This window comes from Arthrobacter sp. TJ-238 (assembly GCF_058269215.1).
Genome location: NZ_JBZCNH010000003.1, coordinates 23,329 through 43,601, shown reverse-complemented (window position 1 = coordinate 43,601; position 20,273 = coordinate 23,329). Strand labels below are relative to the sequence as shown.

Below are 20,273 nucleotides of genomic sequence, written 5' to 3'. Positions count from 1 at the left end.
ACTACAGTACTCATGGAAATTCGACGCGGATAACGTGCAACTCGACACACCGCGATTCCTCGCGTAATTCCAATTGGTGGCAAGCTGGCCTTGCAATGCGGCATCACGCTCAGATTTTGACAGGAAATGTCAGCATGACGAGAAGGGAGCCAAAACCAACGGCAATCGCCAATCCGAGAAGAAGTCGCTGCGACCACGTCTCCAGCGAGCGTTGTGACATGGCCGTGAAGAACAGGACAAGGGCGAAGAGGACCGTCAGAAGCGAGTAGTTGTCACCCCGCTGATTGTTCGTCAAAGCCTCATCGAATTTTGTGTCGGCCTTGGTTCTCAACTGGTCGGCTTCGAGTGCGCCGGGTGGCACATATTCCTCCATCGAAAGCGGGCCCAACTCCTGTCGGTCGCCGGCGTTCCAGGCTTCATAGGCGGTCCGGAACTCAGGTGTGAAGCGTTCTTCGATGAACTCGGTCAATCCCCGCCGTCGGTCGCTCTCGGCCACAACCCATTGCGAGTAGATGGACAAGTCGTACTGCCGAGCGTCGCGGGCCTGCCCCGCGGCTGCTTCGGCCTGGATTCGGGAGCTGGAGGCCTCGCTGAATGCGATTGACATCTCACCGCCCCACTTGGAGGACTGGAATCCGCACCAGGCGGTCAGCACTGCTGTAGCGGACAGCACGAACACGGTGATGATGCTGAAGATCCTGTCACCACGTGTCCGTTCGGGCGCAGAGTTCGGCTCGTCTTGCTCGGTCATGTCGGCCTCCTCCGCCCACCGTAGACACGGATCGATCGCCGCGGAAGACAGCGTCACCCTGTCCGGATGAGCAGCGCCCCGAGCCGATCCGCTTCGTGATTACTGTCGTCCTATCCACTGATGGGAGGCAGACGTGCAACGACCCCTGGTCGGGCTCACAAGGCAGAATGCCGGTCGGGAAGTTCTCGCGGGCATCACGCTCATCGCAATCGCCGTTCCACTCAATATCGGTTATGCGCAGATTGCGGGCCTGCCACCGACGGCGGGTTTGTACGCACTCGTCGTCCCGACGGTTCTGTACGCGCTCGTGGTGTCATCACGGCAGCTTGTCGCGTCCCCGGATGCCGCTGCAGCCGCACTCGTGGCCTCCTCTCTTGGGGGCCTCGCAGTTGCAGGTGATGACCAATACCTCGTCATGGCGATGGCACAGGCAATTCTTTGCGGGGTCATGCTGTTACTCATGTCATGGTTCAGGTTGGGTTTTCTCGCAAACTTCTTGTCCAGGCCGATCCTCGTCGGATTCGTGGGGGGTCTTGCCTTCGACATCCTGATTTCACAGATAGCCAAGATGGTCGGGGTCACGCTTGAGCCGGGCGCCGAGTTCGTCTCGAAGGTGATCGGATTATTCTCAGGATTGCCGACGCTCAATCTCTGGTCCTTGCTGATCTCTGTGTTCTCAATCGCAGGTCTTCTGGTAGGCCGCCGCCTGATGCCTGCGGTGCCTTGGGCGTTGGTTGTGCTTATCGCCGCGACGGTGATCACGGTGTGGACGGCCGCGAATGAGGCTGGTGTGGCTGTCCTGGGCGAGGTACCTGCCGGCCCCCCTGTGCTCACGTGGCCAGTTCTGTCGTGGCTGGACTGGTTCCTGCTCGTCCCCTCGGCTCTCGCCCTGACGATGGTCACTACGGCTGAGGGCCTTCTGGTGTCCAGATCCTATGGCGAGAAAGGAGGTTACTCGACGAGCCCGAACCGTGATCTGGCAGCCTTCGGCGTTGCGAACGTAGCGGCCGGAGTCAGTGGCAGTTTTTCCGTCGGATCGTCAACCTCCAGAACCGCAGCCATGGATCAGGCAGGCTCGAGGACCCAGCTACCCTCCATCGTCCTGGCCGCCGGGACCCTGCTATTGCTTCTGTTCGGGACGGCTCTCCTTGAGGACATTCCATCGCCTGCGATCGGTGCCATTGTCGGTGTCGCAATCCTGCCTCTGCTCGGGATCACCGAGTTCAGGGAACTATGGAAACTCGACCGCTTTGAGTTCGGCATCGGTGCCACATGCTTTCTCGTCACTTTGCTGGTCGGTTCCATCCCTGGAATTCTCGTCGCCTTCGTGCTGGCGCTCATCAACCTCACTCGACGTGCGGCAAATCCGGTCGTCGATGTACTGAGATCGGACGGAGACCTGAGTAAGTCCCTCCTGGAAAGCGCACCGGAGGGAACGATGACCGCTCCAGGAATTGTCGTGGTCCGACTGGCTGCTCCTCTCTTCTTCGCCAACAGCGACGTGTTCGGGCAGGCAGTGAAAGCGGCTGTAAGTTCTGCTGACGAGGACGTCCAAGACAGCGAACACCGCGTCCGTCACCTGGTCGTCGATATGGAAGCGGTCAACGATGTCGATGTCACTGCCGCAGAATCCTTCGAGGGACTCAGAGCCTGGCTCGAGGACCGCAGGATCTCACTTTCCTTCAGTCGTGTCAGGTCAACCACAATGCCGCGTTTGGAGCGATTGGGCCTGCTTCAAGGAGCCACCGTTTATCCCACCAATCGAGAGGCCATTTCATCGCTGACATCGAGGCGGGAGAACTCCGTGGACGCCGTCTCGACCATCAACGAGTCCACCGAGAACGATCAGGAAGGAACGTGACATGGGTCCAGTCATTGGAGACATGCTTCCCCTGGCTCTAGGCGTAGCGATCAGCCCCATTCCAATCATTGCCGCCGTCCTGATGCTGATGTCGCCGAGGGCGAAATCGACAGCTGTGGGCTTCCTGCTTGGATGGCTGGGCGGCATCTTCACCATCGCAATCGTGTTCACCCTGCTCTCGTCGCTACTTCCCAGTACCGAGGACGAGGGTTCCAGACCGATCCGCGGCATCATTCATCTCGCCTTCGGGGTCCTGCTGCTGATCGTCGCCATCAGGCAGTGGCGTAAGCGGCCAGTAGCTGGCGAAGAGCCTCCGCTGCCGCAGTGGATGCAAGCCATTGATGACATGAAGGCCATGAAGTCCTTCGGCTTGGGCTTCCTGCTCGCGGCGGTCAACCCAAAGAATCTGGTGATGGCCGCCTCTGCGGGTTTGGATATCGGTTCCGCCTCTCTTGGTATCGGGGCGGGAGCCGTCGCTATCGTCATCTTCACGCTTCTGGCCGGTGCCACAGTGCTCACGCCTGTCGTCGGATTTCTTCTCGCAGCCGACCGACTTCGTGAACCGCTCAGAAAGCTTCAGGCCTGGCTCGTGAAGGAGAATTCGACCATCATGTCCGTTCTCCTCCTAGTCCTTGGCGTCAACTCGATCGGCAAAGGTATCGGCAGCTTCTGATGCGTGCCAGGACGGCCAATCCGTTGCACCTGACGCTTCGCATTCGTCATGACTGATCTGACACAGCTCGACCCGACTCAGTACATCCCTACAACGACGACCTGGTGGGACGTGCTCCTAGCGATTCTGTCGGTCGTCGTCGGATGGATTGCCGCGCGATACGCCCGGCGCGGGACACTCCTACTCCTGCAGCGGACGCCAGGCGCCCCGCGCAATGTGTCCTATGTGATAGCCCGGATCGTCCAGTACGTGCTGGTCCTGGTTGGGGTAGGGCTGGCTCTGGCGTTTCTCGGCGTCAACGTCCAACCATTGCTCGCGGTCGTAGCGATTGTCATCACTGTCTTCGTCCTGGTGATCAAGGGATTTGTCGAAAATTTCACTGCAAGCATGCTCATTCAGTCGCGACAGCCGGTCCGAGTAGGAGACGAAATACAAGTCGAGGGTCCCGAGGGCCAGATCACGGGAACGATCACGGAACTGAACGCCCGCTCGGTCATCATGGTGACGGTGGATGGCAGGACGGTCCACACGCCCAATGCTGTCCTACTCGGCGGGGTCCTCATCAACCATTCCCGGCAGGGGTTACGTCGAAGCGAAATACAGGTCCGCACGAGACGGGCTGGTGACACCCTCCAGCAGCTTCACGCAATGCTCAAGCTGCTGGAGGATGTCGCGGCCGCAGTCGACGGCGTGGACGAGACCAGACCGACGCGTGCCCTGGTACTGTCCACATCACCGGACCGGTGGATCATGCGTCTTCGGTATTGGCATCATCCCCTGTCCGGCCCCCAGGTCACCTCCGACGTCGTTGCCCAGGTGTCAGCCGCACTGAGCGCCAACGGCCTGTCCGGATCCGTCAGTGCATCTCCAGGCCCCCCACCGCTCATCTCTCCAGATTCGATATAGGGAGGGCTGGCTGGGGGCCGGCAAAAGCGAACGCTGGTGCCGATCGTGGCCGAAGAGGCCGCTATCGACACCAGCGATCGCACGTCAGGGAGTCACTATTGCAAATGCTTCATCACCGGGCTCCAGGACTGCGAGTAGCTGCCGCAGCACCGAAGCGTCGCCCTCGACGTCAACACCTGGCGAATCACTATCGCCAGCCAGCAACGCCAGGAGGCGGCCCTTGGTGACACGGACGGTTGCCTGTAGTTTCTCGCCGTCTGTCTCCACGTCGTCTGTCTCCAGATAGATCAGTACGCCGTTCCTCAAGGTGACCAGGAACCGTCGGTCCAGATCGGTGAACTCGACCGCGAAGGTCAGACTGAGGTCCCAGGCCTTGGGCCCATCGACTGTGATCGCTATCGCGCTGAGGAGTTGCTCGGGTGTCAGCTGAGCCATGACGGTCGGCGCATTGGTCTTGGTCGGCGTGCCGAAGTTGCCGTCGCGCAATTCCGTGGCGCCGGATAGGTAGAAGTTCCGCCACGTGCCGTTCTCTGATCCATAAGCCAACTGCTCCAACGTGTCAGCCAGAAGCTCCCGCGACGCCGCGTGATGCTCGTCCGAGAAGACGGCATGGTCGAGCAGAGTCGCGGCCCAGCGGAAATCGCCCGCATCGAAGGCTTTTCGCGCTGCCTCCACCACTTTGTCCACGCCGCCGATCGCTTCCACGTAGCGCTTGGCCTGTTCGACAGGCGGGTGCGGCCACAAGCGCGCCGGATTGCCGTCGAACCAGCCAAGATACCGTTGCACGATGGCCTTGACGTTGTGACTGACTGAACCGTAGTAGCCCCGTGTGTGCCAGACGTTCTCGAGTGCCGGAGGCAGCACGAACTGTTCGGCCGCTTCGGCCGCCGTGTACCCGCGGTTCACCAGCCGCAAGGTCTGATCGTGGAGGTAGGCATAGAGGTCGCGTTGAATGGACAGGTATTCGACAAGCGCTTCCCGACCCCACGTCGGCCAGTGATGGGAAGCGAACACGACATCTGCGCGACCGCTGTACCGTTCGATGGCCTCCGTGAGGTACTGCGCCCACACGTGAGGATCGCGGACGAGTGCACCTCGCAAGGTCAGGAGGTTGTGCAGATTGTGGGTGGCGTTCTCTGCCATGCACAGCGCTTGGAACTGTGGGAAATAGAAATGCATCTCTGACGGTGCTTCCGTGCCTGGTGCGAGTTGGAACTCGATCTCGACGCCGTCAAGAGTATGGGTCTCCCCTGTCTCGTGGATGCTCAGAGTAGGAACGATCATCCCGACTTCACCGGTGGACGTCGTCTGGCCCAGCCCCGCTCCGACAGTGCCCAGAGGTCCGCGCCCCAGTGCCGCACCGTACATGTAGCCGGCGCGCCGAGCCATGGCCGTACCGGCATAGACGTTCTCCGACACCGCTTCCTCGACGAATCCGTCAGGCGCGATGACCTGGACCGCACCGGAATCGACATCCTCCTGAGTGGTCACACCGAAGACGCCGCCGAAGTGATCGACATGGCTGTGGGTGTGAATCACAGCGACGACTTCTCTCTCCCCCCGGTGTTCCCTGTACAGCTTCAGGGCAGCGGCCGCAGTTTCCCTGGTCAGCAGCGGGTCGATGACGATGACTCCGGTGTCCCCCTCGACGAAGGTCACATTGGACAGGTCGAAACCGCGCACCTGGTAGATGCGGTCAGTGACCTCGTACAGGCCGGCGCGAGCAATCAGCGTCGACTGGCGCCACAGACTCGGATGCACGGTGTCCGGTGCCTCGCCGGAGAAGTCGCCAAAGCTGTCGCTGTCCCAGATCACAGCCCCAGCTGTGTTCCGGATGACGTTGGGCTGAATCGTGGCGATGAAGCCGCGTTCGGCCTGGTCGAAATCGGCGGTATCCCCGAAGGGGAGATTCTCGCGAGTTCCACTGTGCTGAGCTTTGATGGACGGGGTTGCTGGCTTGTGCTCCATGAAGATCTCCTGTCGATGGGGTACGGCGTGGTGGGAAGTACTCGTAGGCTCAACCGAGAAGTTTGGCTTTTGCAGCAGCGAATTCCTCGTCGCTGAGTAGCCCTGACTGCTTGAGATCGGCCAGTTGCTGTAGTTGCGCGAGAACATCCGCACCCGCATTGGGGGCTGGGGCGACTGGTTGTTGTGGTGGCGATGAAGCAGCCTGCGGAGGGACGGCCATCTGTGCCTGCTGTCGGGCGGCCGCATACTGCTCCTGCTCGCGCTCGTACTGGGACTGTGCTCTACGCTGCTGGTTCTCAGCTACTCGCCCTGACACAGCTTGCGCCGTGCCGGCTACAACGGCGGTTCGAGCGGCAAGTCCGATAAGGCCAGGGCGGCCAATACGACGAATAGGCATGATCAGCTTCTCTCTACTGGTTCTTGCAGGTCCTCGTATACGTCGATGAGTGCATTGACCACCGGCGCCGGGATTCGTTCGCTTCGCAGAACCTCGCCTCCGCCTCGCGCCAGCTCCGCCGCAAGTGTCTTCGCATAAGTCATCTCCAGAGCGACAACAACTGCGGAGGATCCTGGGCTCATAGAGGCTGCAAGATCGAAAAGGTCCTCATGAGACACGAGACCAGTGGCGACGGCATCCGGCTCCGCAGCAAGCCCGAGTGGATTGGATCCCTCCTCGAGGTCGACAACAGCGACCTCACCATTGCCCTTCTTGCTGATAATGACGAGGTCGAGAAGCCGGACGACTCCGGTGGCCAGCAGATCGGACAGGGCTCGTAGAGCTTTGGGATCCGGTTGTTCTTCAGCAAAACCGACTAGGTAGAGCTCGACGGGTCCATATCGGAATTCAGGCATGCGGTTCCCGTTCATGTCCTTGATCGACCTTTCTTGGCTTGGGTGCGAGGTGACGATCGTCTGCTCCATCGTTCCCCCCCAAAGGCAGCGGTTGTCGGTCGCTCATCTGAAGTGGGCGAGGCAGGATCCCTGCGGTAAAGCTGATGGTGTCCGTTCTCTGGGCACCGGGCCGGGTGGACGGTGACGAGCAGCGCTTTCGCCCTCTCAGGGTGAGGCGCACACCACCATGGTCTCGACGCATGTAATCCTCGCTACTACACACCGATCAACGTGTGACAGGTACTACTTCAGCATTCGAGGAAGGCAGACAAATGGAGTTTTGGCAGTCGTTCTGGTCGATCATCTGGTGGTTCATCTGGTCGTTCGTCTTCATTGCATACCTGATGGCGATATTCGGGATATTCGCAGACATTTTTCGGGACAGAGAACTCAAAGGGTGGGCGAAAGCGATCTGGATTGCGTTCCTGATCTTCATTCCATTCCTTGCCGCCATAATCTACCTGATCGTGCGCGGTGGCGGAATGGCACGACGCGGGGCGGAAAGTCTGCAAAGGCAGCAGGAAGATGCGAACGCATATATCCGTGATGTCGCCGGCGTAAGTCCGAGTGATGAGATCGAGAAGGCGGCAAGACTTCGGGATGCAGGGACCATTCAGCCCGAAGAGTTCGAGAAGATCAAAGCCCGAGTACTTGCATGATTCCGATACTGATCCGAAAGTCGGAAAAGCATCATGACGCTGAAAGGCCTCGGGCTCGTTGAAATTCTCGTTGCCCCTCTGGCCGAGAACCAGCCGGACCCCGACCTGCTGCAACGACTGAGTGACCTAGTTCGTGCTGGCGGCATCCGGGTCCTGGATTTCGTACTCTCTACCGGTAGCCCCCATGGCGGAGTTTCCTGGAGCGACGTCGATGTGGAGGAATTTGCTCTGGCCGGCATCGAACTGGTCACCTCAGGGCTGATCGCGGAAGAAGATATCCGCGACGTCCTGACGATTGTTCCTCCAGGTAGTTGGGCTATTGTGCTGGTGGAACACACCTGGTCTTTCCCCGATCGCAGGTTCATGCACCCGGGGGCAACAGTCCGGTCCGTAGCGCAGATACCACCCTCGATCGTGGAGTTCGCACTGAGGGATGCCTAGGACTAGGGTGGCGCGGCGGTTACTCACCAGCCCATAGCAGTGAGCAACGTCATAGAGCAACCTTCTGCGCTTCCCGACGAGTCTGAACCTTCAGCTTGCGGTAGATGGACCGTTGATGAGTCTTGACCGTGTTGATGGAGACGCCCATGTCGTCGGCAATCTCCCGAATCGTCCTTGATGTTTGTAGAAGTCGGAAGACATCGACCTCCCGATCGGACAGCACGTCCAGTATTCCGCTGCCTGGCATTTCGGTGAGGCATTCCGCGATGAAGGCCTCGTGCTTGGTCCGACGCAGCATGTGCTCGGCAAGGAGCAGCCGCATGTCCAGATCACCTTCGCAGAAAGGCAGTCGGACATTTTCGATCGACGCCGTGTCGAGTGCTAGTTCGCACATCTCGTGAGCCAGGTCCAGTTTCCCGTGCCGCTTGTGCAAAAGCGCCGAGGTGACCCGAGTCGCAACTTGGACGTACGAAATATCAAGGTACTTCCGATGATGCGCCAGCAGCGTCAGAGCAGCTGCTGGGTCTCCCGCCCGGCGGAGGACGCCGGCGAGGGTTACCCCGATCAAGGGTGAATTGCTGGTCTGGCTGTACTTCGTAGCGATGGCAACTGCCTTCGTGCGATGTCCGGCTGCTTCCTCCAGGACAGCGACGGCGGTGTCTCGATAGACCGTCCACGCGAGTCCATGCACGTCTTTGTAGGGTAAGGCGTGAAGCTCCGCTGCAGCACGACGTCGGATGCCCGGGTCATGGGATGCGGCAGCGTTGAAGGCAAGCAAGATGCGAGCGAATGCAGCGAAGGACACCCGTGAACTTTCGCTCTCAATTGCCCTGATCAGATTGTGGTTTGCCATGTCAAAATCGGCTGACCAATAGGCTGTGCAACCTGCCGCCAATGCACATCCGTCTCCCCCATAAGACGTTCGTATCGGTAGCGCTGAGTCGGGTGATGCTGACAGCTGACTTACGAGCTCCTCCGCGCGGCGGTGCTTGCCGGCCAAGGCGGATGCGGAGGCGAGGTGGCTCAAGGCACGGCGTTCCAGGACGATGTCTCCTACCGCGGCGGCCTCGCGCGCCGCCGCCGAAAGCAGCTCCTGGGCCAACCACGGGTGAGCGCCTAACCGCAGTTCGGTCCAACCCAAAAGGAAGAACAGAGCTCCTTGGTCCAGGCCGCTGATTGTCTGATGGCCGGATATCAGAGCTTGCACAGCAGTGCTGGCGGTCAGGGCTTCCGCCCGGTCATCGACGAGAAAAAGCCGCGCCAGACGCAGAACGCTTTCGGTGCTCTCATCTCCTGGTGCTTTCGCTGTCAGCCGCACGGCGCGGTCGAAGCGCGTCCGAGCAACCTTTCGTTCTCCGATGATGTCCTCGGCACAGGCCCACACCAGAAGAACACGGGGGTCCTCGGAGTGATGTGTTTGGAGGCCGGCACACCACTGGGCGACGGCGACCGCCTGATCGTCCACCAGGAGTCTCACCCAGTGGCGCAGCAGGGTGTTCACCGCCTGCGCTGCTGCTCCCGCAGCAATGAGGTGTCCCATGGACGTGAGCGGGTCCCTTTCTTCGAGGAACTGCGCGGCGCGGACGTGCGCGGTGAGCATCCTGTCTCCTCCGCGTGCGGACATCATGTGCCTGCATTGACGGGCGAAGACGGGATGCCATCGGTAGACGGTCTGGTCGTCCAGGTAGAACCGCTGCAGGAAGAACCCGTGGTCAGCGAGGTCCTCAAGAAGGGCCCCCGCGTCGTTCCGACCCGTAATTGCGGCCGCAAGGTCTTTAGTCAGTTCCGCACAGATCGTCGTCGAGAGGATGAATGAGATCAGGTGTTCCGGAAGGGCTGCCAACACGTGCGCGCCGACGTAGTGACGCAGTCGCAATCGCGCGGCGTGATCCGCTGCACCCAGCGGCTCGCCGCACATCACGACCATGTGCGCGGCAATGGGCCATCCTTGGGTCTCCCGCATGATGGATTCAGGCGTTGCAGGTGAACCGGATCGTTCGCATAGACGGGAGAGTTCTCGATCGTCGAAGGCTAAGTCTGCGCCGGTCAAGAAAGCAGCCGGTTCGGCGACAAACTTCTTGGGCATTGCCATCTCCAGATACGGGGTTCCCACGAGGATCAAACGAAGGCGATCCGGGACACCCTCCAACAGGAGCCCCAAGAGGCCGTTCCTGAGACCCGCGCCGGCTCGTTGAGCGTCATCGATCACCAAATAGATCGTGGAACGCCGACGGAGGACATCCTGACAGATTCGCCGATAGATGGCGTTGACGTCACCATCGGGTGCGATGTCGAGGAAGGAGTGTTGCGCGTCCTGCAATGACGAAGGCAGCGATCGAAGGGATTCCACGATCCCGGACGCGAGAGGTCCAGCATCGCTGTCGGCGGAGCTGAGTGTGAGCCATGCTACCGACCCGAAGTGGCCAGAGGCCCACGATGCGACGGCCATGGTTTTTCCGTACCCGCTGGGCGCGGATATGACGGTCACCGGATATTGCGTTGTCGTTCTCTCGACGGATCCGACGAGGCGAGGCCTGTCGATGAGGCCCGATGGCAGATCTGGTGCGCGATAGCGCGCCCATGGTGTGGTGTGGGAGGGAATGTCCGCGTGGCTCTGCTTCACGATTGATCGGGGCCCTGCACCGAACCTTCTTGCGAAGGAGCCGCCAGCAGCCTGGATTTGGCCGTGCTGAATTCATCGGCGGTCAGAAGTCCCTGGGCGCGCATCGCTGCGACACGATTCAGACTTTCCAGGAGCTGGTCCGATTTCAGGGACTGGTTGTTCAGGCATCTCAAGTCGTCGGTCTTCGTTCTGACGCTGACTGCGTGGATCGTCATCCGTGTTGTACCGGTTATGACTCCCGTTTTCGAGATGCTTCCCAGCAGACCTGGCCGGCCCCGGCGGGTGTATGTCATCGGATGGGCTTCCTTCCAGGGAGGCTGGGCTAGCTGGCTGCGACGCCGTCGGCTTCAAAGGCCTTGACCACTTCGTCGTGCGGGACACGCACATGCAGGGAAGTGAGTCCGCCGGCGTTTCGGATTTCTTCGGACAGTCGACGAGCCCACCGGTGCTCCACCGCCGCCACCACCGCCAGTTCCTCGTTCCGGATAGCTCGGGAGGCGAGAGCCAGATCGTCATCGCTGAACAACGTCATTGGACGCGGATCGATGATCATGTCGGCCCACACCGGCGGAAGGTCATCATCCAAGTCGATGATGGTCAGAGCACCATCCGCTCCTCGCTCGATGAGGACGAGGTCGATAAGCGCCACCGCCCCAGCTTGAACCGCCTCGCTCAACGCTTCTGTCACCAGGTTGCTGACAGTGTGCTTGGGAAAGGCACACACGATCACCTCCACAGGGCCTACCTTCATGATTGTTCCTTCCACCAACTTGTCGCCTATGAAGATCATCAAGTGTCTGATGCCGGCAAACCTCACACCCGTGGGGTGATCTGCCCTACCCAACCGGGCTGAGAAGGTATGGCCATGCCCGTCTCAGGATCGTCAGCGTCGTCACCACGCCCAACCGCTATCTTGATATCGCTGGCCTCCGCCGTCGTTGTACTGGCAGGCATCCGCGCGGCGTCGGATGTACTCGCCCCAGTGCTGCTTGCACTGGTTGTCTCGATCGCCGTCTCCCCGCTGAGGGAGATGCTGGTTTCCCGTGGAGTACCAGGATGGTTGGCGACAGGCGCGATTTTGACTGTCGTGTTCGTTGTCCTGGCCGGTCTCGGTTGGGTGTTCTATCTCATGGTGACGCGCCTTGCCGAGATACTCCCTCAGTACGAAAGCGCTTTCGCAACTACGCGGACCGATGTTGCAGAAGTGCTGAGAAGAGGAGGGTTGACGACAGACGCGGTCGATTGGATGCAACGCACCTTCGGGTTCGAACAAATCACCGCGGCCGTGGTGCAGGTCATCAGCAGTGCCGCATCGCTACTATCGAACCTCGTGTTCTTGATCTCACTCCTCTTATTCATGGGACTGGATCTAGGCAGTTTCGCTCGGAAATTTCGAGGCATCGGCGGGGAGTACGCCCAGCTTTCGTCCGCGATGCAGCGATTCGTGCACGGGACCCGGAAGTACCTTTTTGTGTCTACTGTCTTCGGTGCGATCGTCGCGGTTTTGGACGTCGGTGTGCTGTACCTACTGGGGATTCCCTTGCCCTGGCTCTGGGGACTACTCGCCTTCATCACCAACTTCATACCCAACGTGGGATTTGTCATCGGCCTTATCCCTCCTGCGCTGTTGGCGCTCCTCGAGGGCGGACCGGCCCGACTCATCGCCGTCGTTGCCGCTTACTCGGTTCTGAACGTTCTCGTCCAGACCGTCATACAGCCGCGCGTGGCCGGGAGCGCCGTCGGGCTCAGCGGCACGGCGTCGTTCCTTTCCCTGGTCCTGTGGACGTGGATACTGGGACCGGTTGGGGCGGTGCTGGCAGTGCCGATGACTCTTCTGGTCATCTGTGTGCTGGTCGGTGGTGACGACTCACGCAACAGATGGGCGTCGGCGTTCTATGCGCCCGGGTGACGGCAGAGTGCTGATCACCCCTGGCGGGTGATACGCCGGCATGCACAAAGGGGAAAGGTGGCTGAAGGGCGAACCCGCCCGATCGTTTCTATAAGAAAGAACGCTGATGTCTACTCTATCTGTATGGAAGTTCAGTGACGTCGATGGCGCAGAAAAGGCCGAACGCGTGCTCCTGGACCTGCAAAGCAAGGAACTCATCAGGGTGCACGACGCGGCCGTAGTCTATTGGGCGCCCGATGCCAAGAAGCCGAAGACGAAACAGCTCACTAACATGGCCGGCGTAGGGGGGCTCGGAGGGTCGTTCTGGGGTCTGCTGTTCGGCATCATCTTTTTCGTTCCGCTGCTGGGCGCTGCGGTAGGTGCTGCCGTCGGCTCGCTCACCGGAGCCCTTACCGACGTCGGCATCGACGATTCCTTCATCAAGAGAATCCGCGACAAGGTGGTACCCGGAACTTCTGCCCTGTTCGTCATGACATCCGGAGCAGTCACGGACCGAGTCGCCGAGGCGTTTCAAGGAACCCATATGGAGCTACTCGAGACGAACCTCAGCCACGAAGGTGAGGAAGCCCTGCGCGGTGCCTTTACGCAGGAGTAAGTCACAGATGACAGGGCCGATCGTCCATCGCTGCGTGTCCGGGATCAGCGAGAGCGACGTCGGACACACCTGTTTCGCGGCGTCAACCCGCAAAAACAGCACCATCCGCGCAGCCGACCTGCTGGACTACGCGCAGCCGACATGCTGCACTAACCGGCATGACTAGCGCGACACAGAGCAAGATCCTGATCCCTGGTCTTTCCACCTGATCCCTGGTCTTTCCAGCGGATACACAGTCCGCAAGCGTCTGCTGGACAAACTGGATGCGATGATCGACACCGGCTCCGATGTCATCACCCTGGCCGCGGCCAGAGGCTACGGAAAGACGGCTCTACTGACTCAATGGGCACACCACAAACCAGACCGCCACGCTCCGATCGCATGGATCACCCTGGATCCGGCGGACAACTGCTCGACGCGCTTCTGGAACCTTCTGGATGCTTCCCTTGCGTTCGCTCAAAACCGGACGCCAGACGCCCCTACCGGACTCCCCAGCGGTCCCCAGACGCACACAGACCACATCGACAGCATCATCGATCACCAGTGCCCGGCTGACCTGCAACTAACCCTCATCATCGATAACTGCGAGTGCCTGACAAATGCCACTTTGCTCTCCGAACTGGATTACTTCCTCAAGCGCTCCCCGGCAAATATGGTGACACTCCTAGCGGGACGATCCGTCCCAGCAGTGGACACGCTTTATACAGCTGAATTGGAGGGCACTCTGGGCCGAATCAGCCAGGACGATCTTGTCATGTCCAGGAAGGAAATTCTCACTCTCTTTCCGCACACCTCCTGCGACGTCGACGCGCTCCTCGGAGTCACGGAGGGCTGGGCGGCAGCTGTCATGCTCGCCAAACGAGCAGTCCGCAGCTCGGCCGATGCAGCCGCCAGCTACGACTGCCCCGAGCTGCTCAAAGCTCTTTGCGGTCCACTATTCTCCTCGTACCCGGCCGCCGAGCGCCGAGCACTACACATCATGGCACTTATCGAACCCTTTACGGTCGACGATCTGGAAGCCATCACGGGCAGCGCGACCGGAACTCAAACGCTCCTGCGAACCCGGCAGACGACCGGGATGATAGCGCCGACAGGGTGTGCCGAAAGTCCAACGGCGTTCCGCCTGCATCGGTTGATGAGCAGGTACCTTCGGAATGTCGCTCAGGGCGCCGGTGAATTGGTCGACGATTCAGTCTATGCGCGCGCATCGAAGCGCAGGTCCGCACAAGGGCGGCATCTGGAAGCTCTACGACACGCAAGCAGGGCCCATGATGACGATCTGTTGAAGCAGATCCTGTCGACGTCCGGCATTCATCTGCTCTGGCACAATGACGGCGAACAATTACTCGACGCGATAAACGAGATGGACGGTACACGCATAAACGAAATCCCACTACTGGCAAGCTTCATAGCTTTCAGCAAAGGCGATATCGGGCCAGCGAATCATTGGCTCGAAAATCGTACACCCGCCTCCAGCCCGGCGCGGCTGACCCCGGCTTTCACAGCTATACAGTCGGGCCTGACGGCTCAGCTCATGGTAGCCCGGGGACGTTTTGCCGATGCCTTGAAGGAATTACATCACCTCGAGGCAGAAAGACTGCATCCTGATTCCGCTCTCTTCATCTCAAGCATTCGGGCTTCAGCACTGCTCGCCGATTCACGGGTGGATGAAGCGGAGGCGGTCTCAGAACACAATTTGGAGATCGCCGCGGTCCGCGAAAATCCCGAAGGCCTCATAGACGCGCACATCGCCCGTGGCGCTCTTAGTTTGATGCGGGAGAATTTTCTTGACGGCGCAGAGCACGCTCAGGCAGCGATCGATCTCGGGGACCAACATGGCATGCGTTACCATCAACGCCTACGACCGGCTCGCCTCATCGCAGCCTGGTGTTCTTATCACCGCCTCGACGACGCGGCCGCCCGGCATCACAATGCCTTCGTCTTCAGAGCCCAGTCGGCGGCGCCGATCGTCGAGTATTCCGCCTCCAAACTGTCGTCGATCCTCGCTTTCCCGGCATGTGAGGAACGGGCTTCCGTAGCGGATGACCTCCTCGACAAGGTGTGCTTCGACCTGGAACACGGTGCTGCGCCACAAGACATCGCGCTCTGTTCCCTGCAGGTAACCGAAATGATGCTCTCTCTGCGACGAGCAAGGGATCTCGTCCGGCTGCAGGCGGGAATGCGAAAACATCAGGGTATGAGCGGTGAGTTGGTCACCATATCTGCATGGGAGCTGATGACCTCCGGGCAGCTGTCTCGGGCGCGGCGCCTGCTGACAACCGTGACACGCGATTTTGTGCATAGTCAGAGTATCGTCGGCGCGATGACCGCTTTCGCACTCCTCGGTCGCGTTGAAATGATCGAAGACAGGCCCTTCAAAGCCAGAGATGCCTTCGAGAAGGCGTTACAATTTGCCACAGATCAAGGAACATTGCGCGCCTTCAAATTTGCGGGCGCGGAGACCTGCGCGGCGTTGAAGCGGGACCGGCACTTCTACCCCGCCCACCAGGCTGCCTTGAATTCGATCGCGGATCTGCCGAAGGACGAACCTGCTGCCGGGGGGCCGTCGCTCACTCCCCGTGAGGTAGAACTGCTGACTTTCCTACCGACATTCGCGACAGCCGAGGAGATGGCGCGCGACCTGCAGATTTCGACGAATACGGTGAAAACCCATCTCAAGGGCATCTATCGAAAACTTGGAGTCAGAACCCGCCGCGATGCGATCACCGCTGCTGTCACACTGGGCTTCCTCGATACCTCGACGGTGCCTAGCCAACTGCGCAAAATTGGGAGCCGCCCCTTGAGGTAAGCCAGTGCTCCTCTCCTCGCGAGCGGCCTCAATCCCGGAACGAAGATACTCGTTCGGATGGCGCGGCAGCGGCATGTGGGCTTGGAATGCGCAGCAGAGCCCTTGCGACCGGACGCCGGTCCTTTCAACCGCCGGAGTAGAACCATGACGCTCGGACCCGTTCACCCGCTGAGGGTGATCATTGGTCAGGCATGCCCCCGCGCCACTGTTGTATTCGTAGCACTCTAGGATCATTCCGACTCATGGGAGGCCACAGCCAATGGTGATCAAGCTCTCGACCATAGCTTCGGAGATGCCGTCTGCGCTCCGGGTCACCGCATATCGGACTGCCCGTCAGTCATCCCGGTTCAGAATCATGCATCGATGGCCATGAGGCACGCTCAGGGGCCGATTCGGCATGGCTGGTCTTCAGGATCGGCAGCATCTGCGATGTGGGAGGACCAAGCTGCCGAGGCTCATCCGTGACCGGTCCCCCACTGCAGGTGCCCGGACACCATGATCCAGCGAACGCGTTCAGGAGCTCGTTCTTCAGTGCCGGATTCCGTATAGCCCTGGGAGTCCTGACAGCTCTCCTGCTTGCTGCAGCGTTAGTGTCCTTGAGGCCGGTCGTGCTCTCCGTCGAAGCCGCGTTGTTCCTCGCGCTCGGGCTCAATCCGTTGGTCCGGGCACTCGGCCGGCAAGTCCTTGCTCGATCCCGTGCGTTTGCGCTCGTCGGCATCACGGTAGCCGTCATGGTGGCCGGATCCCTTTGGCTTCTAGTTCCATTCCTCGCGAGCCAAGCTTCGTCGTTCGTCTCGGCTCTTCCCGATGCCATCCAAGGGGTGGCCTCGCAGCACTGGTTCGTTCGAGTGGACCACATGAGCGGGCGCGCCGCTCAGGACGCATTCGTTACCTTGGATTCGGCGGTCTTTACACCCGAGGTGCTGACCGGAGTGGCGAACGGCCTGATCGGGCTGGGCGCCGGCGTCGCGGGATTCATCACGTCCGTCATCTTCATCGCGATCTTGACGCTCTACTTTCTTGCTGGGCTCCCCCGCATCAAGAAGGGATTCTATGCGCTCGTGCGGGCATCCAGCCGCCGCACCGTGACCTCCCTGAGTGAAAGAATCGCCGACTCCGTGGGTAAATATCTTAGCGGAATGGTGGTTCTGGCTTTCCTGAATGCTACCTACAGCCTGATTCTGCTGACCGTCACGGGCGTGGACTATGCACTATTGATCTCCGTCGCCGCCTTCTTCATCACCCTCATTCCACTTATCGGGACAATCCTGACCACAGTCTTCATGACACTCATCGCATTGCTGACGTCATTGTCGGCTGCGATTATCGTGCTGGCGGGCATGCTCGTTTACATGCAGGTCGAGGCGTACGTCCTCACTCCGCGCGTCATGAGCAAAGCTGTGCAGGTGCCTGGAGCGTTGGTCGTGATCGCAGCTACCGCGGGTGGTACGTTGCTGGGCCTACCAGGAGCGCTCGTTTGTATCCCTGTCGCCGCTGCCTTCCTGCTCATCATCAACCGGGTCGTCGTCCCTGCACGACGGCTCCAGTAGCACCATGTCTGGGCCCGGTCATGCCTGATCCATGGCGGCCCGACGTTCTCGGGAGACACTTCGAACAGTGCACCCTGCATCTTCCCTCGGGCGCCGTCGCGACGCTTGTCAGGTATCGCCCCCACTTCAGCCTCAACTCGTTTCGCCGCCGATCCTGCGTGGTGCTGTATGTGCACGGTTGGTCCGACTACTTCTTCCAAGCCGACCTCGCTCGCTTCTGGCATGACAGAGGGGCATCCTTCTACGCTCTCGACTTGCACAACTACGGTCGGAGCCTGCGGCCGGGGCTCGTCCCGGGGTTCGTGACCGACCTCACGGAGTACGACGAAGACCTGCAGGCTGCACTGACCCGGATCGCAGAGGACCACGACGGACTGCCACTGATCCTCATGGGCCACTCCACCGGCGGGCTGACGGTCAGTCTTTGGGCCGCACGTCACCCTGGAACGGCGTCCGCCCTGATTCTGAACAGCCCATGGCTGGAGTTCCAGGCCACCGGTGCGGCCCGACGACTGATTTCTCCGCTGCTGGGATTCGAAGCTCGACGCCATCCCCTGGCCCCCCTGCCTCCTGTGGACCGCGGCTACTACGCTCGAGCTGTGGCAGATGCCTTCGATGGCCGTCTTCCTTACAACGAGGAGTGGAGGCCGCGCCAGGGGTTTCCCGTCACCGTCGCGTTTCTCTACGCCGTGATGCAAGGACAGGCCACAGTCGAAGAGGGCCTAGAACTGGAGCTGCCCACGCTGGTGATGCTGTCGGACAAAAGCTACCTACAGCCCGTCTGGTCCGATGACGTCGCGTCGTCGGACATCGCCCTGAACGTCGATGTGGTCGCTCACCGGGCGCTGTCGCTCGGCGAGTACGTGACAGTCATCCGAGTCAAGGACGCCATGCACGATGTGGTCCTGTCCGCCCCACAACCCCGCCGGATGGCTTACGAGCGGATGCGTCAGTGGTTTCGGGGGTATCAGGCTGCAGGACTCGGCCATCCCCCCGATCCTGTCGAGTTCACCCGCGAAGGGTGAATACGGCTCAACCTACATCGGTCTGTACTGAGTTCGCCGGGTCAATACTCCATGGCAAGGCCGGCACGCACGCTTCGCCGACATCAAGAATCAGATGTTCGCGGAGTCCTTGCGCTGATCAAGGAAAGAATGGCGAGATGAAGCTTCTCAAGCGGATAGCACTGAATTGGTTGGTCATCGCTGTTGTACTGGCAATCACGGCGCAACTCTTCCCGGACGTCGAGATATCTGGTGGCGTGTGAGGGCTGGTCCTTGCCTCAGCAGTATTCGGATTGGTCAACGCGGTTCTCGGGCCATTACTTCAGCTGGTATCCCTTCCAATCACTGCCATTACTTTCGGGCTGTTCGCGCTGGTCGTCAACGGTGCGCTACTTGGCATCAGCGCGGGCCTCAGCGACTGGTTACAGGTCGGCGGCCCTCTGGGTACCCTCCTCGCCGCCACTTTCATATCGATCCTCAGTGCTATTGGCAACTGGCTGGTCTTCCACAACCGGCATCACGCATCGAAAGAATAGACATCAGGGCTGCACAATGGTGTCATCTCCGCCTACCAGCAGAACTTCGACCGGAACGTTCCCGAAACCTGAGGAGTCGAGCTCTTCCTCAATCTGGGCAGGTATGGCAGGTGTCCGTCCCAGCAGCACAATGACAAGCTTTCCCTGACGATAGGCGATGTCGACAGTGCGCCAGTCGTATCGTTCCTCCCACTGTTGAACCACTATGTCGGCCTGCCCGATAAGGGCGTTTTCTCTCACCAGGTGAGCGCTGCCCAGGCTAAGTGGAACCGCGATCACCACGAGCACCGCCGCTAGGACCAGTAATGCCCTGCTGCTCGGCATCGCGTTCATCGCGGATGCCCCGAAGGCAGCCTTCCTGATACCCGCGACAAGCATCACGGCCATCCCGGTGACAAGAATCGCGGTGACGTTGGTCCCGAAGAGCAGCAGGGCGCCGACCGATTGATCAGCCGCCCCGGATTCGAGAGTCAAGCCGACAACGGCTAGCGGCGGCACCAAGGATATGGCGATAGCAACCCCCGGTACGGTGTCGGATACGTCCGACCGGATGAGTGCGTATGCGCCCACCAAGCCCGTGGCAAGAGCCGCAAGCAAGTCGACCAGGCGGGGACTCACCCGGCCTGAGACCTGGCTATTAGTCGCAGCGACTACGTCGAACGGAGTTGTCAGCCCGATAAGAAACCCGACAGTTACGACGGCTACGCCCCCCGCCGCAACGAGCGCCAGATTGAGTAGCAACGCTCGGTGTTCAACCAGGACGATTGCCAACGCCGTGCCAAGAATCGGAGTCATCAACGGAGCGACGATCATCGCCCCGATGACCGTAGCCGTCGAATCAGCGACAACACCTGCGGAAGCAATCACAGCTGCCAGGAGGATGAGAACCCAGAACGCCGCAAGTTTCGCGCGTCCTCCGTCGAACAAGAAAAGACGTTCCGTCATCCGCTGGACATCCCGCAACTCGGGGTGACCGAAAACAGTGTTTCGTAGACCCTGCCACCCACCACCGTCAGCCGGGGCTGGAACATTCGTCATAGGTGCGATCCTCCGCCAGCGGATTCCTCACGCCACCACCCCACAAAGGTGAACCGGAC

19 protein-coding genes are annotated in these 20,273 nt (G+C 60.3%); 11 read left to right on the top strand and 8 right to left on the bottom strand.

Annotated features, from left to right (window positions below):
- Positions 1–109 precede the first annotated feature (109 nt).
- Positions 110–751 carry a hypothetical protein gene (locus AC4D2O_RS06300; protein WP_490905962.1) on the bottom strand — a complete coding sequence of 214 codons (642 nt, stop codon included), beginning with the start codon at positions 749–751 and terminating at the stop codon, positions 110–112.
- A 133-nt stretch (positions 752–884) separates the two neighbouring features.
- Between AC4D2O_RS06300 and AC4D2O_RS06295 the strand changes: the two genes are divergently transcribed.
- Genes AC4D2O_RS06295 through AC4D2O_RS06285 form a run of 3 tightly spaced genes read left to right on the top strand, consistent with a single transcriptional unit; the run spans position 885 to position 4,191 of the window.
- Entirely contained in the window at positions 885–2,612 is a 1,728-nt protein-coding gene (locus AC4D2O_RS06295; protein ID WP_490905961.1) for a SulP family inorganic anion transporter, read from the top strand.
- Position 2,613: 1 nt separating this feature from the next.
- Positions 2,614–3,285: a GAP family protein gene (locus tag AC4D2O_RS06290; protein ID WP_490905959.1), complete on the top strand. Its 672-nt coding sequence runs from the start codon at positions 2,614–2,616 to the stop codon at positions 3,283–3,285.
- Between the two features lie 48 nt (positions 3,286–3,333).
- The gene (locus AC4D2O_RS06285; RefSeq protein ID WP_490905957.1) at positions 3,334–4,191 is read left to right on the top strand and encodes a mechanosensitive ion channel family protein; all 858 of its coding nucleotides are present in this window, start codon (positions 3,334–3,336) and stop codon (positions 4,189–4,191) included.
- An 84-nt stretch (positions 4,192–4,275) separates the two neighbouring features.
- On the opposite strand, the gene AC4D2O_RS06280 is transcribed toward AC4D2O_RS06285, so the two are convergent.
- The 3 genes from AC4D2O_RS06280 to AC4D2O_RS06270 form a co-directional block, all read right to left on the bottom strand.
- Entirely contained in the window at positions 4,276–6,159 is a 1,884-nt protein-coding gene (locus AC4D2O_RS06280; RefSeq protein WP_490905953.1) for an alkyl/aryl-sulfatase, read from the bottom strand.
- Positions 6,160–6,208: 49 nt separating this feature from the next.
- Entirely contained in the window at positions 6,209–6,379 is a 171-nt protein-coding gene (locus tag AC4D2O_RS06275; protein WP_490906483.1) for an SHOCT domain-containing protein, read from the bottom strand.
- A gap of 179 nt (positions 6,380–6,558) precedes the next feature.
- Positions 6,559–7,080, bottom strand: coding sequence for a DUF6325 family protein (locus AC4D2O_RS06270; protein WP_490905949.1), 522 nt, complete (start codon positions 7,078–7,080; stop codon positions 6,559–6,561).
- Between the two features lie 242 nt (positions 7,081–7,322).
- Between AC4D2O_RS06270 and AC4D2O_RS06265 the strand changes: the two genes are divergently transcribed.
- Positions 7,323–7,709 carry an SHOCT domain-containing protein gene (locus tag AC4D2O_RS06265; RefSeq protein ID WP_490905947.1) on the top strand — a complete coding sequence of 129 codons (387 nt, stop codon included), beginning with the start codon at positions 7,323–7,325 and terminating at the stop codon, positions 7,707–7,709.
- A gap of 33 nt (positions 7,710–7,742) precedes the next feature.
- Positions 7,743–8,150: a DUF6325 family protein gene (locus AC4D2O_RS06260; protein WP_490905944.1), complete on the top strand. Its 408-nt coding sequence runs from the start codon at positions 7,743–7,745 to the stop codon at positions 8,148–8,150.
- Positions 8,151–8,199: 49 nt separating this feature from the next.
- Here the strand turns inward: AC4D2O_RS06260 and AC4D2O_RS06255 are convergent, their stop codons facing one another.
- From AC4D2O_RS06255 to AC4D2O_RS06245, 3 genes are all read right to left on the bottom strand, one after another.
- Entirely contained in the window at positions 8,200–10,638 is a 2,439-nt protein-coding gene (locus tag AC4D2O_RS06255) for a winged helix-turn-helix domain-containing protein (protein WP_490906482.1), read from the bottom strand.
- Positions 10,639–10,769: 131 nt separating this feature from the next.
- Complete coding sequence (locus AC4D2O_RS06250) at positions 10,770–10,988, bottom strand: SHOCT domain-containing protein (RefSeq protein ID WP_490905942.1); 219 nt, start codon at positions 10,986–10,988, stop codon at positions 10,770–10,772.
- Between the two features lie 107 nt (positions 10,989–11,095).
- Positions 11,096–11,563 carry a DUF6325 family protein gene (locus tag AC4D2O_RS06245; protein ID WP_490905940.1) on the bottom strand — a complete coding sequence of 156 codons (468 nt, stop codon included), beginning with the start codon at positions 11,561–11,563 and terminating at the stop codon, positions 11,096–11,098.
- Between the two features lie 75 nt (positions 11,564–11,638).
- Here AC4D2O_RS06245 and AC4D2O_RS06240 point away from each other — a divergent pair, with 75 nt between their 5' ends.
- The 6 genes from AC4D2O_RS06240 (at position 11,639) to AC4D2O_RS06215 (ending at position 19,176) form a co-directional block, all read left to right on the top strand.
- Positions 11,639–12,682 (top strand): AI-2E family transporter, encoded by a 1,044-nt coding sequence (locus AC4D2O_RS06240; RefSeq protein WP_490905938.1) that lies wholly within the window; start codon positions 11,639–11,641, stop codon positions 12,680–12,682.
- 106 nt (positions 12,683–12,788) lie between these two features.
- Positions 12,789–13,277: a DUF1269 domain-containing protein gene (locus tag AC4D2O_RS06235; protein WP_490905936.1), complete on the top strand. Its 489-nt coding sequence runs from the start codon at positions 12,789–12,791 to the stop codon at positions 13,275–13,277.
- Between the two features lie 268 nt (positions 13,278–13,545).
- Positions 13,546–16,086, top strand: coding sequence for a LuxR C-terminal-related transcriptional regulator (locus tag AC4D2O_RS06230; protein ID WP_490905933.1), 2,541 nt, complete (start codon positions 13,546–13,548; stop codon positions 16,084–16,086).
- Between the two features lie 431 nt (positions 16,087–16,517).
- Positions 16,518–17,636 carry an AI-2E family transporter gene (locus AC4D2O_RS06225; protein ID WP_490905931.1) on the top strand — a complete coding sequence of 373 codons (1,119 nt, stop codon included), beginning with the start codon at positions 16,518–16,520 and terminating at the stop codon, positions 17,634–17,636.
- A gap of 20 nt (positions 17,637–17,656) precedes the next feature.
- Positions 17,657–18,661, top strand: a complete 1,005-nt coding sequence (locus AC4D2O_RS06220; protein WP_490905928.1) for an alpha/beta hydrolase — start codon at positions 17,657–17,659, stop codon at positions 18,659–18,661.
- A gap of 245 nt (positions 18,662–18,906) precedes the next feature.
- Complete coding sequence (locus AC4D2O_RS06215) at positions 18,907–19,176, top strand: phage holin family protein (RefSeq protein ID WP_490906480.1); 270 nt, start codon at positions 18,907–18,909, stop codon at positions 19,174–19,176.
- 3 nt (positions 19,177–19,179) lie between these two features.
- On the opposite strand, the gene AC4D2O_RS06210 is transcribed toward AC4D2O_RS06215, so the two are convergent.
- Complete coding sequence (locus AC4D2O_RS06210; RefSeq protein WP_490905926.1) at positions 19,180–20,214, bottom strand: DUF389 domain-containing protein; 1,035 nt, start codon at positions 20,212–20,214, stop codon at positions 19,180–19,182.
- Positions 20,215–20,273 lie beyond the last annotated feature (59 nt).

Coding starts and splice junctions, on each gene's coding strand:
- AC4D2O_RS06300 (WP_490905962.1), bottom strand. CDS start 751: ATGACCGAGCAAGACGAGCCGAACTCTGCGCCCGAACGGACACGTGGT.
- AC4D2O_RS06290 (WP_490905959.1), top strand. CDS start 2,614: ATGGGTCCAGTCATTGGAGACATGCTTCCCCTGGCTCTAGGCGTAGCG.
- AC4D2O_RS06285 (WP_490905957.1), top strand. CDS start 3,334: ATGACTGATCTGACACAGCTCGACCCGACTCAGTACATCCCTACAACG.
- AC4D2O_RS06280 (WP_490905953.1), bottom strand. CDS start 6,159: ATGGAGCACAAGCCAGCAACCCCGTCCATCAAAGCTCAGCACAGTGGA.
- AC4D2O_RS06275 (WP_490906483.1), bottom strand. CDS start 6,379: ATGGCCGTCCCTCCGCAGGCTGCTTCATCGCCACCACAACAACCAGTC.
- AC4D2O_RS06270 (WP_490905949.1), bottom strand. CDS start 7,080: ATGGAGCAGACGATCGTCACCTCGCACCCAAGCCAAGAAAGGTCGATC.
- AC4D2O_RS06265 (WP_490905947.1), top strand. CDS start 7,323: ATGGAGTTTTGGCAGTCGTTCTGGTCGATCATCTGGTGGTTCATCTGG.
- AC4D2O_RS06260 (WP_490905944.1), top strand. CDS start 7,743: ATGACGCTGAAAGGCCTCGGGCTCGTTGAAATTCTCGTTGCCCCTCTG.
- AC4D2O_RS06250 (WP_490905942.1), bottom strand. CDS start 10,988: ATGACGATCCACGCAGTCAGCGTCAGAACGAAGACCGACGACTTGAGA.
- AC4D2O_RS06245 (WP_490905940.1), bottom strand. CDS start 11,563: ATGATCTTCATAGGCGACAAGTTGGTGGAAGGAACAATCATGAAGGTA.
- AC4D2O_RS06240 (WP_490905938.1), top strand. CDS start 11,639: ATGCCCGTCTCAGGATCGTCAGCGTCGTCACCACGCCCAACCGCTATC.
- AC4D2O_RS06235 (WP_490905936.1), top strand. CDS start 12,789: ATGTCTACTCTATCTGTATGGAAGTTCAGTGACGTCGATGGCGCAGAA.
- AC4D2O_RS06230 (WP_490905933.1), top strand. CDS start 13,546: ATGATCGACACCGGCTCCGATGTCATCACCCTGGCCGCGGCCAGAGGC.
- AC4D2O_RS06220 (WP_490905928.1), top strand. CDS start 17,657: ATGCCTGATCCATGGCGGCCCGACGTTCTCGGGAGACACTTCGAACAG.
- AC4D2O_RS06210 (WP_490905926.1), bottom strand. CDS start 20,214: ATGACGAATGTTCCAGCCCCGGCTGACGGTGGTGGGTGGCAGGGTCTA.